This window comes from Nostoc sp. DedQUE04 (assembly GCF_034530995.1).
Lineage (GTDB): Bacteria > Cyanobacteriota > Cyanobacteriia > Cyanobacteriales > Nostocaceae > Nostoc.
Window position 1 is genome coordinate 1 of record NZ_JAVRCA010000065.1, and the last position, 16645, is coordinate 16645.

14 protein-coding genes are annotated in these 16645 nt (G+C 38.8%); 7 read left to right on the forward strand and 7 right to left on the reverse strand.

What is annotated here, in order from left to right; genetic code table 11:
* Window positions 1-195 precede the first annotated feature (195 nt).
* Together RM049_RS31190 and RM049_RS31195 are read left to right on the forward strand one after the other, a co-directional pair.
* Window positions 196-522, forward strand: a complete 327-nt coding sequence (locus RM049_RS31190; RefSeq protein WP_322706929.1) for a DUF4278 domain-containing protein — start codon at window positions 196-198, stop codon at window positions 520-522.
* A gap of 165 nt (window positions 523-687) precedes the next feature.
* Window positions 688-2148 (forward strand): serine/threonine-protein kinase, encoded by a 1461-nt coding sequence (locus RM049_RS31195; protein ID WP_322706930.1) that lies wholly within the window; start codon window positions 688-690, stop codon window positions 2146-2148.
* Window positions 2149-2196: 48 nt separating this feature from the next.
* On the opposite strand, the gene RM049_RS31200 is transcribed toward RM049_RS31195, so the two are convergent.
* Window positions 2197-3105, reverse strand: coding sequence for a Tll0287-like domain-containing protein (locus RM049_RS31200; RefSeq protein ID WP_322706931.1), 909 nt, complete (start codon window positions 3103-3105; stop codon window positions 2197-2199).
* Window positions 3106-3286: 181 nt separating this feature from the next.
* On the opposite strand from RM049_RS31200, the gene RM049_RS31205 reads away from it, so the two are divergent.
* The gene (locus tag RM049_RS31205) at window positions 3287-4147 is read left to right on the forward strand and encodes a phosphate/phosphite/phosphonate ABC transporter substrate-binding protein (RefSeq protein WP_322674371.1); all 861 of its coding nucleotides are present in this window, start codon (window positions 3287-3289) and stop codon (window positions 4145-4147) included.
* Window positions 4148-4317: 170 nt separating this feature from the next.
* Here the strand turns inward: RM049_RS31205 and RM049_RS31210 are convergent, their stop codons facing one another.
* Window positions 4318-4695, reverse strand: a complete 378-nt coding sequence (locus RM049_RS31210; protein WP_322706932.1) for a hypothetical protein — start codon at window positions 4693-4695, stop codon at window positions 4318-4320.
* A gap of 127 nt (window positions 4696-4822) precedes the next feature.
* Between RM049_RS31210 and RM049_RS31215 the strand changes: the two genes are divergently transcribed.
* Window positions 4823-5011, forward strand: coding sequence for a hypothetical protein (locus RM049_RS31215; RefSeq protein ID WP_273767980.1), 189 nt, complete (start codon window positions 4823-4825; stop codon window positions 5009-5011).
* Window positions 5012-5161: 150 nt separating this feature from the next.
* Here RM049_RS31215 and RM049_RS31220 read toward each other — a convergent pair whose 3' ends face one another.
* From RM049_RS31220 to RM049_RS31230, 3 genes are all read right to left on the reverse strand, one after another.
* Complete coding sequence (locus RM049_RS31220; RefSeq protein ID WP_322706933.1) at window positions 5162-5932, reverse strand: hypothetical protein; 771 nt, start codon at window positions 5930-5932, stop codon at window positions 5162-5164.
* A gap of 627 nt (window positions 5933-6559) precedes the next feature.
* On the reverse strand, window positions 6560-9301 hold the full coding sequence (locus RM049_RS31225; RefSeq protein ID WP_322706934.1) for a GAF domain-containing protein: 2742 nt from the start codon (window positions 9299-9301) through the stop codon (window positions 6560-6562).
* 555 nt (window positions 9302-9856) lie between these two features.
* A complete protein-coding gene (locus RM049_RS31230) occupies window positions 9857-10327 on the reverse strand; it encodes an N-glycosidase (protein WP_322686124.1) in 471 nt (156 codons plus the stop codon).
* A gap of 242 nt (window positions 10328-10569) precedes the next feature.
* Here RM049_RS31230 and RM049_RS31235 point away from each other — a divergent pair, with 242 nt between their 5' ends.
* Window positions 10570-12078, forward strand: coding sequence for a UbiD family decarboxylase (locus RM049_RS31235; RefSeq protein WP_322706935.1), 1509 nt, complete (start codon window positions 10570-10572; stop codon window positions 12076-12078).
* A gap of 204 nt (window positions 12079-12282) precedes the next feature.
* On the opposite strand, the gene RM049_RS31240 is transcribed toward RM049_RS31235, so the two are convergent.
* On the reverse strand, window positions 12283-13101 hold the full coding sequence (locus RM049_RS31240) for a TauD/TfdA family dioxygenase (RefSeq protein WP_322706936.1): 819 nt from the start codon (window positions 13099-13101) through the stop codon (window positions 12283-12285).
* Between the two features lie 381 nt (window positions 13102-13482).
* Between RM049_RS31240 and RM049_RS31245 the strand changes: the two genes are divergently transcribed.
* Window positions 13483-14022, forward strand: coding sequence for an SH3 domain-containing protein (locus tag RM049_RS31245; RefSeq protein WP_322686226.1), 540 nt, complete (start codon window positions 13483-13485; stop codon window positions 14020-14022).
* 322 nt (window positions 14023-14344) lie between these two features.
* Here the strand turns inward: RM049_RS31245 and RM049_RS31250 are convergent, their stop codons facing one another.
* The gene (locus tag RM049_RS31250; protein WP_322706937.1) at window positions 14345-14803 is read right to left on the reverse strand and encodes an endonuclease domain-containing protein; all 459 of its coding nucleotides are present in this window, start codon (window positions 14801-14803) and stop codon (window positions 14345-14347) included.
* A gap of 177 nt (window positions 14804-14980) precedes the next feature.
* On the opposite strand from RM049_RS31250, the gene RM049_RS31255 reads away from it, so the two are divergent.
* Window positions 14981-16603, forward strand: a complete 1623-nt coding sequence (locus tag RM049_RS31255) for a tetratricopeptide repeat protein (RefSeq protein WP_322706938.1) — start codon at window positions 14981-14983, stop codon at window positions 16601-16603.
* Window positions 16604-16645: the final 42 nt, after the last annotated feature.

Here is a 16645-nt window from a genome sequence, read left to right on the forward strand (position 1 = left end):
CCAATGCCCAATGCCCAATGCCCAATGCCCAATGCCCAATGCCCAATGCCCAATGACTCTTCACTCTAGACGCCTAATCCTTTAAGCAGTTCCTTAAAAAAGTGTAAGTCTACCTTAGCTCTTGCATAACTCTCTAATCAACATCTGATAAGTCATTGGCATTGTTGAAAAACAGTTATTCAGGAGGCGAAAATTATGAAACTTTACTATCGTGGTCTAAGCTACGAATATAACCAAAACAAAGTTGGCAGCAAAAAAACAGAACAGCCGTTTCAACCAGTTCCTCAAATTGGGCCAGTTTATAATTTGATGTACCGTGGTGTTAACTATTGTGTCGATCCAAATTCTAAATCGGCAGAAGTTTCTCTAGCACCAGTAGCCTATAAATTGAGCTTTCGGGGAATAACCTATTTTGTCAATAAAACTCAATTAGGAAAAGTTAGCGTAGTCTCTCAACCAACAACTACTTCAAAAGCTGAGGCACTGGCGATTTCTGAGGAATTATTAAAGCTTCAACAATAATATGCCTGCAAGCCGATCTGGAGTTTAGTTAGTCATAAACTTGTAATGTAATCCTCAAAAAACCTTGCTTGAAATTTTGCCACTACCTACTTTCTGTCTGAACAAACCTTACCAAAGCTGGTAGTTGTGTCAAGATTAATTTGAGGAATTAAGGCTTGTAACACAATGCTAGGACAATTATTAGACGGACGTTACCAAGTCCTCCAGATATTAGGTGGAGGTGGATTCGGTCAAACCTACATAGCCCAAGATACCCATCGGCCAGGTTTCCCAAAATGCGTTGTCAAACACCTTAAGCCCGTCACTCGTAGTCCTGAATTTCTCAAAACTGCCAGACGGCTATTTACTAGTGAGGCAGAAACACTAGAACAACTGGGCTACCATGACCAAATTCCTCGGCTTTTAGCCTATTTTGAAGAAAACCAAGAGTTCTTCTTGGTGCAAGAGTTCATTGAAGGACATACCCTGAAAGCGGAACTATTCCCCAATCAACGTTGGCCAGAAGATCGAGTCATTCAACTACTCCAACAGGTTTTGGGTATTCTACAATTTATTCACAGCCACAACGTTATTCATCGAGATATCAAACCGGACAATATAATTAGGCGGCAACAAGACGGTAAGTTAGTGCTGATTGACTTTGGCGCTGTTAAACAAGTCCAAACTCAACTGCTCACAATTACAGGGCACACGGGGGCTACTATTATTATTGGTACTCCCGGATATATGTCTACAGAACAGGGACAAGGCAAGCCCCGCCTCAACAGTGATATTTATTCCTTGGGCATTATTGGTATACAATCGCTGACAGGGTTACATCCGATAAACTTTGAAGAAGACCCAGATACAGGAGAAATTTCTTGGCAGCATCAAGCTAATGTCAGTTCTGAGTTGGCATCTGTGCTATCTAAAATGGTGCTACATCATTTTAAACAGCGCTATCAGTCTGCGGCTGAAGTTTTACACGTGCTTAAGGATCTCGATATTACAAAAGAAGCGCGATCGCTTCAACTACCATCTTCGACACCCAAAGAGCAAGAATACGATCGTCAAGATTACCAGGTAGAAGCGCGATCGCTTCAACTACCAGATTTTACACAACCACCTCAAACTTCGCTTACTCAACAAAACTCAATCGGGTATCCGACTGCTTCTATTCTGTCTGGGGAAAGTTACAACCGCTTAGAAACAATTCTTTTAGAATTTGTCGGCCCCATCGCCTCAAGATTACTACGACAAGTTGCAGCATCAGCGTCCAATTTGGAAGAATTAATTAGTCAATTAGCCCTTCATCTTCGAGAAAATCAACAAATTGATTTTAAGAAGAAAACAACATTTCTACTAGAAAAATCTACTCTCTTACAAGAACTTACTGTAAAAGCTGACCAATCTGGTATTAACTCAAATAATTTACCAAACCAAGAATCTCAAGTCATCAGTGAAAAATTTTTGGAAGAGTGCGAACGTGAGTTGGCTGATTTAATTGGCCCGATAGCTAAGTTTCTAGTGCAAAAAGCTATTAAATCTGCTGGACAAATCTCTCGTGCAGAATTTGTGAAAATTTTAGGAGCGCAAATCCCTGAACCTCAAAAAGCTTTGCAATTTGAGCAACGCTTACTTTCTTGATTTTCTCGAAATTGCGTTTTTATCTCTGTGAATTATGGATTATTAGCCTTAATTGTTCAGCATCTCCAAAGCTATTTTCAAGCTAGCTTTCATCCGATTAAATGCTTCTGCTAACCCGCCAATTTCATCATGAGAGCTTTCTTCAAAATCAGCGCTCATATCACCAATACTAACTTTTTGAGCTATTTTCTCTATTCTTCTGATGCGCTGAATCACATATTTTGTAATTAAGAAGTTAATTAAGAAAACTACGAGCGCAAAGATCGCAATTAAAAGTCCCATTATCAATATCCAAGTCCGTGTGGCATTGGCAAAAATATCTTGAGAAGGAACAGAGATAATTTGAGCAGAAACAATCTGATTGAGTTGCCAGCCAAAACCATTTTCCGAGCCATAATTTAGCAACTGACTTTTAGGAGCTTGATCTGGTGTAGAATGGCATCGCAAACATTTCGCTTGTGTAATTTTTAGTGGTTGTGCAATGTAAAAGACTTCGCCTTCTGACAATTTACGAAAGCCTGTAATTTCTAGAGTATTAGGTTCGTTGCGAAAACGCTCCACAAGTTGAGTTTCAAAATTATCAGCTTTATCCGCTAAATTGGTTGGATTAAGTGTTGCATCCTTATGAAAAAAGTTTTTAAATTTAGGCTTTTTACGAAAATTTTCAAAAACCTCTTTAGAGGAAAAAGTTGGTACTACTTCAGGCAGGAATGTTGGGTTAGTATCTAATCTAGGTTCTAATAGGGGAGCAATACGATTTTGTGTATAATCTCTAACTGCATTCACCGTTTGGATGAGAATCTCCGCTTGAGAACTGACTTCATTTTGCGCTCTCTCTTGAAGTACACTGGATAAGGCAATGCCACTTCCTAAAATACTGATGATGAAAACTAATATTAAAAGCAAGTTAAATTTAGCACCTATTTTTAAGTTTTTTAACGTAATGTTGTTTAACATAACCTAAGCAACGAAGGTGGCCTGTGAGTTTGTCTAATATTTATTTATACCTGTTAGAAAGCATCTCAACAATATCTAAATAAATATTAATTTTTTACTGCAATATAACCTTTTTAGGCAGCAGTAAAATTTATCTAAATTAGTCTTGAAAGCCAAATCATTTCCTTAACCATAATTAGTGATGTTTGTGCGATTTCCCCGTCGTTTATTTCTGTTTCATCTACTAGGTTTTACATTTGCTGCCTGCAAACCACAAAATGGAAATGGGGTTGAGGGCACGTTAACTATTGGTGTAATCAACTATGGTGGAGGCGAACAGATAATTAATCAATATGCTAAATTTAATAGTTACTTAGGTGAAAAAACAAACTCATATATTCAATTAGAGCCTGTTTTTAATGAAAATAGAGCGGTTGAGCGCCTTGATGCTCGTGCTTGGTCATTGGTATTTGCTCCACCAGGTTTAGCGGCTATTGCGATCGCACGTCACCAATATGTTCCCCTATTTCCTTTAATAGGTATTAGTAATTTACGTTCAATCTTCGTTGTTCGCAAAGATAATCCGATAACTGACTTGAAACAGCTACAAGGCAAAACTGTGGCTTTAGGACAGTTGGGTTCAGCAACAGGATATTATTTTCCTCTTTACAATCTTTATGGTACAACACTGGCTGAAATACTGTTTGCGCCCACACCCAAAGCAGCACTGGAATTGGTCGCTCAAGGAAAAGCGATCGCCTGTGCCGTCTCTGAGGCGGAATTAAGTCTCTACAGTTCGCAGTTGGCGCCAACCGAATTCCGCATACTATTTAAAGACCCTCACTATGTACCATTAGGTGTGGTCTTGATTGGGCCGAATGTAGAACGTAACCGTCAAGAATTTATCCGCAAAGTCATGAGTGAATCGTCTTCAGATTTAGCTCAAGAAGTGGGGTATGTACCCAATGGACAAGTACCAGATTACAAATACATGATTTCTGTGGTCGATCGGGTAAGTTCAATTAGTTCTAAGCTGCAAAGTAAACCTGTTCGTTTATTTTAATTAAAGCAATAACAATACTTTCAGCCTTTGTTTTCTCATAAATCCTCTTCTAATGCTCAAATACCCTAGTTTCAACATTTAAGTATAATCGGCAAGTATAAAAATATACTTATTAATTTATTAAAAAAAGACCCTTTAAAGGGTCTTGCCGTACTGATTAAAGAATTAATTTATTTACTCAATAATCCAAGTGCTAACTCTAGATACATTTTTGCTTTATGCAAAGCTAGCAGTTTTTCTTGAGTATACCTATCTGGGTAATTCATGATTCTCCCTTCCATCGTGATTTTGATAAGTGCAGCTTGCTCATCTGTAGGAGCATTCATCTCATCTATAGCGTTGCTCACTGCTTGTATGAAAACAAAGGTAGGAGGTTTTAACCCTTTACCTGCCTCAAACTGGGATAACGCCATTCGAGGGAAGACCATCAAGGATGTAATCCATGAGGTCTTGTACCCTTTATTCCCAGTTGGTTTGATGCCGTAGCGTAAGCATAGTTCACTGAGTTCTTTGATGGTTTTGATTTCTAACTCGGAACGCGTAAACATAAAATAGAGTTACCTCTTGTAAAAGTGGTATCGGTGAGCTACAAGTTTTCCAGACAATATGCTCACCGATTTAAAACTCTATTCCCTCGCAAACATTAGTATCAAGCCTTATTTACATCTCTCAACAATGCCTAATCCTAAAGGGAACCCACAGAATTTTGAGCCAGCACAACCAAAAGGTGAGGAACCCATGACAGCTACTATTAGTTTTCGTGCTACTGAAAAAATGAAGGAAGAGGTGAAGGCACAAGAAGATCCACCAGAATTTTGTCGCCAAGCTATCCAAGAAAAACTAGATAAGGATAAAAAGAAATAATTCTAAAAAACTCTAAATATAAAAAGCTCTGAATAGCAAGTCTAAAAATAGAGTTTGCAGTTCAGAGCGTCAATGAGCCGACTCTCACAAATGTTTTAGGAGCGCTATAATTCAATTTTTAGTAAGTAATATTATTTTGTATTATTTTACTCAAAAAAACAATTTGAATCGTGCTAGCTGGTTTTTAATCGTCTCTGTCAGGATTTTGTCCAGTTCTGTAGTGTCTTGGAATTGCAAAATTTGCTGTGTCGGTAAGTCGAAGGGAAATTCACCTTCAAAATCTGGGCGTTGCATTTGCGCTAGTAGAATCTGTTCAGATCGCTTACTTTGGATGGCATAGCCAATCTCAACACAGACATTCGGACTGGGAATTAATTGGGAGGTTTCTTTACCATCAATACTAGCAATGGGCGTGGTGTCAGCGATAAATAACAAACTCTTACGGATTTTCCGCATGATTGTGCGGTTAATTCGGAAAGTACCACCGCTAGGACGAGAGGATTCTATTAATGTTAGAGGAAGACGCGATCGCAAGTTTAAATTGTCTAAACTTTTTCGCAGTTCTTCTTTGAGAATATTCGTCGCTGCGCCATACTCAGTTTGATAGGATAAAAAAATTGTTGGTTCTAACTGAGCCAAGACCGCCTGTTTAGTGAAATAAATTTCATGACTAATTAAGTCAATGTTAGAGACGCAATAGCCGCCGCTACCTTCAATATAAAATTCAATATTTTCCCCTTCCAAATAGCGCCCAAACCAAGTTGATTTTTTCACTTCGTCGCTGTCTTCCAAAAAGTCTGCTCGCAATGCTGATTTCAGCAGGCTTTTTTTGCTTAAGCGAATGTCTGGCTGACGTTTTTCCAGTTCTGGAATCGGCTCATAATCCTGTAGATACCACGCTCTGAGCGCAATTATTGACATAAGGCGCTATTTTAACTGTTTCTCACTATTCAACTTCGTATAATCTTACACCCAGAGGAGTCCCTATTTCAGACTTCTCTTTAAACACAACAACACCCAAGCCTCTACTCCCTGAACTATCTCCTCTCTTTGTCAATCGTAGTTAGGGATGTACTAACTTCCATTGTTTTTGTAAACAAGTAATGAAAATCAGTTACAGTGCCCCCTAATCTTCTAGATTTGAGGAAACAGCAGTTTTCGCGTTGGGTGTTGCTGTATTTTGACGAGACAGATGTAAGTTAAACAGCGTCTTATACCTCTTACTAACATTTCAAACGCAGCTGTTATATCTGCCACGGGAAGCTTGTTTCTTAGCTTCAACTATTAGATTATCACTTGTAGCTGGGAGGGATTTATTTTGCAACTAAACTTTACTTTTAAACGATTTTTAATCAAATTCAATATATTGCACGCTCTGGATCGCTGACAGCTATTTTTTAGCTTATATGTTAAGAAAATTATCATCTATCTTGTGGATGAATTTAAAAATTGCTCGGTCAATTTTTAAGTTTTGAAACTAACAATTGAGCATTGGTCAATCACCAAAAGTAATTCTTCGCCTGCGTCCTCATTCCCCACTTCCTATTGCTAGTTAACGATTTTGGCTGGAGGCTTGATGGGAATCTCAATCCAGAACTCTGTACCTTTGCCAGGTTCTGAAATGCACTCCATTATTCCCCCATGTTTTTCGACAATAATCTGATAGCTGATTGCTAATCCCAATCCTGTACCTTTGCCCACAGGCTTGGTAGTGTAAAATGGGTCAAAAATTCGCTTTTTCACCTCTTCATTCATTCCGGGCCCGTTGTCAGTAATCCGAATTAACAGACGAGAGTTGTCTGCTGAGACTTTAGTGGAAATCTGGATAGTTGGAATTGGGCATGAGTTATTCTCCTTGTCACCCTGCTTTTGCCACTCCCGACGCCCTACTTCCAGAGCATCTATGGCATTGCTGAAAATATTCATAAATACTTGATTCATTTGACCGGCATAGCATTCCACCCGTGGGATATTGCCATAATCTTTAATTATCTGAATGCGTGGAAATTCAGCATTTCCTTTCAGCCGATGTTGCAAAATTAATAAGGTGTTGTCAATGCCTTCATGCAGGTCAACGCGCTTGTTTTCAGACTCATCTAAGCGAGAAAAATTGCGTAACGACAACACTATTGAGCGAATGCGCTCGGTTCCTACTTGCATTGAGATCATGATTTTTGGCAGGTCTTCTACCAAAAATTCAAAATCGATCGCTTCGATCGCGGCTTGAATTTCACTATGGGGATGGGGATAGTATAGCTGGTAGAGACGTAAAATTTCTAGCAGCTGTTCAGTGTAATCACTGGCGTGGCACAAATTACCGTAAATAAAGTTAACAGGGTTGTTGATTTCGTGGGCGACACCCGCCACCAACTGTCCTAGACTGGACATTTTTTCGGTCTGAATCAATCTTGTCTGTGTTTCTTGGAGTTCATATAGGGTCTGCTCTAACTGAGCGGCTTGATTTCTGGCTTCAGTTTCGGCTAGTGAAGTTTGTTGGTAGAGTTGTGCTTGTTGAATTGCGATCGCAGCCTGATCTGCCACCTGCTGCAATAAATCAATTTCTGTATCCTGCCAATTTCTGGGAGCCTCACACTCATGGGCAATTAATAAGCCCCATAGTTCCATACCCATATTAATTGGAACTATTAAGTTTGCTTGCACTTGCAGACTCTGCAAAAACTCTCGATGACAATCACTTAAAGAAGCCGTTGAAAGGTTGTTAATTGCCCGTATCCTACCCTGACAGTATAAACGGGTATAATCATCAGGAAAGCATTCTGGTGGTGCATTCACTCCTAAAACTGACTGCCAATTACCATTAATCTCTTCCACAATCACTGATTGAGTCTTCAGGTGGAAAATCAGCATTCGGTCTGAATTTAGCAGAGGACGGACTTCTTGAACGATGGATTGCAGAGTTGCTTGCAAGTCCAATGTGCGGCGAATATGCTCTGTGACTTGCTTGATGACTTTGGTAAACATTAATGATTTTTCGAGTTCAGAGGTTTGCTCTTGCACCCGCAGTTCTAAGTTGGCATTCAGGGATTGTACCTGTTTATACATCTGCTGCTGCTGAATTGCCATTGAGAAATGATCGTATAAAGCTTGTGCCAAAAAGATGTCTTCCAACTTCCACTCAGGTGATTGCCCTTTTTTTTGCTCTCGCCAAACCTCAAAGGAAAGCTGGGGTAAAAGTTGTCGCCGATTATGTTCGCATCGTCCCGCCCACAAGATTTCCGTTTCCAATTCCGAGCGAAAAATACTTAAGACACCAATAAATTTTTCGCGGTAATGTAGCGGAATCACCATGAGTCCGCGAATTTCACTAGAACGGAATGCTAAAGCCAAAACTCGCAAACGTGGTTCTTTATAGAGGTCAGTAGTTGCCCAAATATTACCTTGTTGAAACTCAGCCATCCAGTTTTGCCAGATGGGATGCTGTTCGATAATAGTGTTATCTAACTCGTAGGGGAGTGTCGGTTGGTCGCCCCAAGTGTATAGTTCTCGGTTCTCTGCAATGTAAAGCCTGCCACCGACTCCACAGAAGGCAGTAATAACTTCTTCTAGTGCTCCTTGTAATTGGATTGTCGGCAGTTTATGCAATAATGTGGTGACTCGATTAATAGTAGCTTCTCGCTTTTGCTTGGCGTGGGCTTCAGTGAGTAGATTGCTTTGAGCGATCGCGATCGCTACCTGGTCAGCAACTTGCTGCAATACTTTTAGTTCCCCCTTCAAAATCTTTTGCGGTTCACTGTGGTGAGCTACCAACAATCCCCACAATTTAGGCTTTGCCGATAGTTCTTGTGGGTCGCAATCTAAAATTGGTACTATCAACGAAGACTGCACGCCCATTGCTTTGAGGTATTGAATATGGCACTGATCTACTTGCCGATAGTAGATATTAGTTTCTAGACGTTTGCCAGTTTCTTTTGACTGTAGAGGCGATAGCCCAATCTTCTCATTTGCCACATCGACAATCGAACGTTGCCCCACTAACAAAAACATCTCTCTAGCAGCTTCTGGAATATCATCAGCTGGGAAGCGTTGACCCAATAAGGATGGCAGACGTTGTTTATGAATAGATTCTGCAATCACTTCACCACTACCATCAGCATCAAAGCGATAAATTTTCACCCGATCTGCACCCAAAAATAAGCGCACTTCACTAACAGTTGTTGTTAATATCTCTTGAAGGTCGAGCGATCGCCTAATCTGTTTTGTCATCCGGTGCAGTAAACTTTCTCGATCGAAGTTTTGCTGTAACTCGTTTGGTTTATCCCTACGTGTCATTGTTTGTATACACCAAGACTGAAGTATAATTTTTTTTATATTTGTCCCCGATCGAAATTTTCAACTTACAATGCTTTGATTTTCATCCTATTTCAAGAAATTCTTGCTATTAATGCATCGCTAAGGGCATACATGTATTACAAATATTTTTGAAAATAGATTAGAGGATGTTTGAAAAGTAACAGATATTTTGCTTGTTCCCTATAGCCCTTGTGAAGTGGATTTAGGGGAGATATAAAACCGTTGTATCATTAAATACTTTTCAGCTATCATCTCAAGTTTAAAGTTAAGAAATTTTTAATCATTGACATTTACTAATTTTATATTCTCAATCATTAAACTATTCCAGTAATTTTACTTAATTTAGAATTGGAATAATTTCTTTAAATTAAAAAAATATTTTTAATATTTTTGCCCATTAATCAATTAGTTAAAATTTATTCAAAGCCATAACTAAATTATTAGTAATTTTTTTTAAATGTTTTTGGCTGGGGAATTTGACTATTCCCCGTTTAATTGCTTGACTTGATGTTGAATGTAACTATTTTGATTAAATTATTCGTAAATTACTGTTAAAGATAGTAAATTACGAATTTCTTCACGCACACTCATGAGAGTTTTACCAAGATGGTTTTGACCGCTTTTATTAGCACCACAGCCCCAAAAAGAATCAGTTGGGGAGTTTTCAACCAACATCTCATTACCTGTCTTCAGGAGAACTTCTCTGATATCAGCATGAGTGAGAAACTTTTTGAGTACAGCTTCTCGCATAATTTGAGTTTTAACCAAATCCCAGTCTCGACGGAGTTGGCGAGTGCTACATCTTCCCAAAGTCGCAGCTTCTTCTGGGGTGGCGGCAGCATGGATGAGAGGTATAATTGCGGCATCTGTGCTGCCTACAAACTTTTGCGCTTGATAATAATGCTCAACCGTCGGCCAGTAAGCACCCTCAATGTGGATTCCGTGGAGAGAAAAGTTAGAAAAACAGCCATAAGGCTGCCAAACCTTATAAAAGTAAATGGTCATTTGAAAATTGCTCTTTTATATATATATCAATTTCAGGGTAACTGAAAGTTTAGGTTTCAAAACCCTTGATTTATATGAAGGGTTAGTAACATCACTCTGGCGGAGTAATTTTACACAACTTTTGGAACAGTAGGTTTACTACTTTACTCATCAGCTTTCCTTGTCTCCAAGTCCTCTCTCCCAATGCCCCATAATATAAGAAAGCGCTTCACACTTCTTAAATAATCAGCTTTATTAGAACAATGGCGAGAGACTTGCGGGGATTCATTAAAATTTTGGAAGAAAGAGGACAATTACGGCGAATTTCAGCTTTAGTTGACCCAGACTTGGAAATTGCTGAGATTTCCAACCGAATGCTACAAAAAGGTGGCCCAGGGTTGTTGTTTGAAAACGTCAAAGGCGCTTCCTTTCCGGTGGCGGTGAATTTGATGGGAACTGTGGAAAGGATTTGCTGGGCGATGAATATGCAGCATCCAGAGGAGTTGGAAACTCTGGGGAAAAAATTGAGTATGCTGCAACAGCCAAAACCACCAAAGAAGATTTCCCAGGCGATAGATTTTGGAAAAGTGCTGTTTGATGTGGTGAAGGCAAAACCAGGACGAGACTTTTTCCCCGCTTGTCAGCAAGTTGTGCTTCAAGGTAATGATTTAGATTTAAATAAGTTGCCTTTGATACGTCCTTATAATGGTGATGCTGGCAAGATTATCACGTTGGGACTGGTAATTACCAAGGATTGTGAAACTGGTACTCCAAATGTAGGTGTGTATCGCTTACAACTACAATCTAAAAATACGATGACGGTTCACTGGTTATCGGTGCGGGGTGGGGCGAGGCATTTGCGAAAAGCGGCCGAACGTGGGAAAAAATTAGAAGTTGCGATCGCACTTGGTGTAGATCCTCTAATTATTATGGCAGCAGCTACACCTATACCTGTAGATTTATCAGAATGGCTGTTTGCAGGACTTTATGGCGGTTCCGGCGTGCAGTTGGCGAAGTGTAAAACTGTAGATTTGGAAGTTCCCGCAGATTCAGAATTTGTCTTGGAAGGAACGATTACACCAGGAGAAGTTTTACCAGATGGGCCTTTTGGCGACCACATGGGTTATTACGGCGGTGTTGAAGATTCGCCGTTAATTCGCTTCGAGTGTATGACGCACCGGAAAAATCCGATTTACTTAACAACATTTAGCGGTCGTCCACCCAAAGAAGAAGCGATGATGGCGATCGCGCTAAATCGCATTTATACGCCCATACTGCGGCAACAAGTATCAGAAATTGTCGATTTCTTCTTACCAATGGAAGCTTTGAGTTACAAAGCGGCGATTATTTCCATAGATAAAGCATATCCGGGACAAGCGCGACGGGCGGCTTTAGCGTTTTGGAGTGCTTTACCACAATTTACATACACCAAATTTGTAATTGTTGTGGATAAAGACATAAATATTCGCGATCCGCGTCAAGTTGTCTGGGCAATTAGTTCTAAAGTTGACCCAGTGCGGGATGTCTTTATTTTGCCGAATACACCTTTTGATACCTTAGATTTTGCTAGTGAAAAGATTGGCTTAGGTGGACGGATGGGAATTGATGCAACTACAAAGATTCCGCCGGAAACAAACCATGAATGGGGTTTGCCTTTGGAATCCGACCCAGATGTGGCGGCGATGGTAGAGAGACGATGGGCGGAGTATGGTTTAGCAGAGTTGCAGTTAGGAGAAGTAGACCCAAATTTGTTTGGCTATGATATGAAGTAACCTGTTATAGATCAATACAGTTCAAATAGAGCAACAAAACCCTAATGTAGAGACGCGATTTATCGCGTCTTTAAAGACCAATTATCTACACCAATAAGCATTAACTAAAACGTATTGTGTGATAGATAATGCAGTAATAGCACAGCAAAGCTATATCTTATGACAGATATTATTTAAATAAATGAAACCTGGTGTAATCAAATATCAAAATGAAAAAGCTGGAGAACACAGCCTGATATAAATATCTCTTTGATCGTCAGCAAAAGACCTTCTTCCATGAAGTATTCTTGTATTATCAATCATTAAAATATCGCCTTTTTGCCACGAAATTTCCGTAGTTATTTTTTCAGCAATTTCATTAAGTTCAGAGACAACCTCTTCAGGAATTTCTGAATCATCTTCAAAATTAATAATCTTTGGGTTTAACTGCTTTGTAGGCAATAGACTATTAATAAATACCTGATATTTTCCACATCTGCTAGGGATAATAGCTGGAGAAATGTATTCAAGCAGAATCGATTTATCCTCATTTACTGTCAAATGTGTATTATTTTTGCGACACATTTCTTCTAGCTGATTCAAATCATCTGTTTGATATTTTTTCTGCCAGTCATCTTGAGATATCCGAACGTTAAATTTTAACTTCTTTTTGTTGAATAACTCTTTAGTTGAACTACTAATTTCATTAAAAAATTGTCTACCATCACATACCGTAGTTTCACCATCTTCTAATGGTGGATTAGCACAGAAAAACCACAGCAAAAGTGGGATATTTTGCTGATAATACATTTCGCCGTGCAACTTAATCTCAGATTTAAAATCATTAACGCTTAAAAGAGTCTCATCCCCATTAATTACTCTTCTACTGAATGCACCACCGGCATAATTTATAAAATCGATACTCAAGAGATTGGTAAATTCTTTAAAAATATCAACATCAACATCAAATCCTCTAAAAAGTAAGATTCCATGAAACTTAAATAAGCTAATAATTTCTTCTTTGTCTAATTCTAAAATACTCACATTGTCGAGATTATTAATTTCTTGAACTATGCTACTTGATATAGAATGTATTTTTTTACTCATATAATTTAATGAATATTTGTCGAAATTTGAACTTATTGTTGGCGTTAACTACACTATCTATTGACATCTTAATACTTAATGATGTCGTTGTGTTGCATTTATCCGTGTAGGCGTAGCCCGCACTTCGACAAGCTCAGTGACTCAGTGACCATCGTAGACATCGCAAGACTAAATTTTGTAAAATAAAAGTGTTATTACAGTACTAAAATCTCTTTGATAGAACTACGTTACAAAGTTAACCATAATTTGTTTATGTAGATTAGGAGATATCAATAAGACTCTAGCCTTGGGTACTGATGCCAAAAACTTGAAGAAATGATGACAAAAAAAGTGAAAAATCCAGCATCAAAGTTAGCGATCGGATTGGCATTTAGTTGTATTAGTGTGATACTCAATACTAGTATAACTAGTGAAATAAGTTTAGCGAAATCAAGTAATTCTCAAAAGTGCGATATTTTTGCCTACGTCATTGATACAGATTCGCAAGGGTTAAATGTACGGAGTGGTGCAAGTACAAATAACGTAATTATAGGACAAATACCCATTAGCGAAACAGTTCATGTTATTGGTGCTGCTGGAAATTGGGTGCAGATTACTAATGCTAGCAATGGTTTTCAAGGAACTGGATGGGTATTTGTGCCAAAGTTAGGCTTAACAACGCGAGGCTACGGTACTAACGGCGTAGATTTCTATGCTAGTAGCAGTCAAAAAAGCCAAAAACTAAGAAGAATTCCTGCTAATACGGCTGTCAAATTGTTAGGCTGTCAGAGAGATTGGGCGCAGGTGGAATATCAAGGTGTTAAGGGTTGGTTGACAAGGGAAGAACAATGTGGTGCAGCCCTTACTAGTTGTTCTTAGAACCTCACCCTCAAGACGCAAGCGAGGATGGGGCTATGAGAATTATTTTTAAAATTTTGGTTTTGAGATATTTGTTATGGCTTATCCATTTCCAGGAAAGATGACTCTGATTCATCAGTCTCACAAAAGATTCGCAAAAATATAAATGGACTGGATTATACTACTGCGATCGCAACACAGTTAATGAAGTCAGTAGTGGAGTAGTAAGGCTAAAATTTAGAAATTTGTCAAACTTATGTAAAATTATACGATTGCACACACCCCCAAAAACCACATAATTAGCCCCCTCCTCGCTTGCGGGGAGGGGGTTGGGGGTGGGGTTCTATCTCTGCAACCAAACACCAATATCCTGCAACACCTCCTCCATCCTCTCCAGAACATCCTGATTTCTAAATCGCACAACCTGCAATCCCAAACTCTCCAAAAATTCTTGACGTATCGCATCTTCCTCTTGCGTGTAGTCGTGAATTTCACCATCCACTTCCACCACTAACCGCGCTTCATTACAGTAAAAATCGACGATAAAACGGTCAATTGTTTGCTGACGGCGAAACTTGAAACCCAAAAGTTGCTTGTGTCTCAACTTCTCCCAAAGTAGCTTTTCTGCTGGAGTTGGTTCGCACCGCATCTGTCGCGCTAATGGTTTAAGTTTTTTCCAAAGTTCGTGTGGGGTTTGCCAAGGGTATCCCGGAACCCCACCCCCTAACCCCCTCCCCGCAAGCGAGGAGGGGGGACTGGAATCGGTGAGAGAGTTTGGGTTGGGGTTTTGATTTTGGGTCATTTGGGCGATTGGTGGTTAGCTAATATTTCATGTATTATTCCCAGCGATCGCACTCTCCCAACTCTTCAAAATTCTGGCATAATCAGACATGGCTGCGCTTAAAGAGCTAATTAAAAGCTTTACGCCGAATGGATATTTTAATAGAATAATCTCATCAAAAGATTCGCAGAAATATAAATGGACTGGATTACACTACTGCGATCGCTACAGTCTGATTTTATTAAAAGGTTAGCATCTGGTTCTCTGCTTCATTGTGAAACAGAAGGTCAATATAGTGAATTAACTATAATTTCTGGAGAGAGGTTAAAAGCACTACGGGAATTTTGCTGGCAAATGGCTGAAAAATATAAGCGTGTTTTACCAGTGCGTGATGTTTTTCTTAGCTATCTCAAAGGTAAGTTGGGTGAAGAAGTTGTCAAAGAACGTTTAGCTGATTTTATTACCGAAGTCGATTATGAAAAGCGATTTGGCGGCGATGGTAATATAGATTTTACCTTGACTTCTGACCCATCTATTGGTATTGAGGTTAAATCTCGTCATGGTCGCATTGACAGAGTTAGATGGTCAATTAGTTCTGAAGAAGTTGAAAAAAATGCAGTTGTAGTTTGCATTTTAATTCAAGAAGATGTCAGTGAAGCACAATCTGAGTATCACCTTTTTTTGGCTGGTTTTCTCCCAACCCAGATGATTAAGTTGAAGACTGGGAAAATTTCTTTTGGAATAGAACAATTACTATATGGTGGTGGTTTATGGTGTTATCTAGAACAGTTACAATCTTCTATAAATAATTCTTCTCGGCAACAACCACCTATTTATAAATATCTTCCAAAACAGGAAATTATATCTAAGCCAACTAATCATCAAATACTCAAATCCCCTTTTCAGCCTGAATATCATAATGAAGATTTAAATAAATTTTATGTAAACCTGGGCGATGAATGCTTTCAAAAAGGAGAATATACAAATGCAATTATTAACTATAATCAAGCCTTACAAGTTAATCAAGGCGATGTTGATATTTTATATTATAAACGAGGTTTAGCTCACTATCAGATAGGAGATTACGAAGCTGCGATCGCAGATTATTCCCAGGCAATCCAGATGAATATTCATAATGCTAAATTTTACAATAAACGAGGTTTAGCTCTCTATCAACTGGGGCGATTAGAAGAAGCGATTCATGATTATACTCAAGCTATTAGAATTAATCCTAATGTTGCCGTAACCTATAAAAATCGGGCTGAAGCTCGTTCTCATGTTGGAGATAATCAAGGAGCAATTGAAGATTATACCCAAGCTATTAAAATTAATCCTCATTATGCTGATGCTTATAAAAACCGTGGAATTACTCGTTATTTATTAGGCTATCAGCCAGGATTTCCTCAAGCAATCAAGATTAATCCTCAAGATGCTATAGCTTATAAAAAACGTGGGAATGCTCGTTCAGATTTAGGAGATTTTGAGGGCGCAATTGAAGATTATACTCAAGCAATCCAAATTAATCCTAGTTATGCTGATGCTTATTACAACCGTGGAAATGCTCGTTCAGATTTAGGAGATTTTGAGGGCGCAATTGAAGATTATACTCAGGCAATCCAGATTAATCCTAGTTATGCTGATGCTTATTATAACCGTGGCAATATTCGTTTAGAAATTGCAGATAAACAGGGAGCAATTGAAGATTTTCAAAAAGCGGCAGATATTTATCGTAAAGAAGGTAAGCTAGAAGCACTCAAAGATACACGAGAAATGATATTAGATTTAGAAATAGAAGAATCATTAGATATTTTAAACTTCTAGAAAAATACTATTATAGGAAACGGGAAACAGAGAACAGGAAAG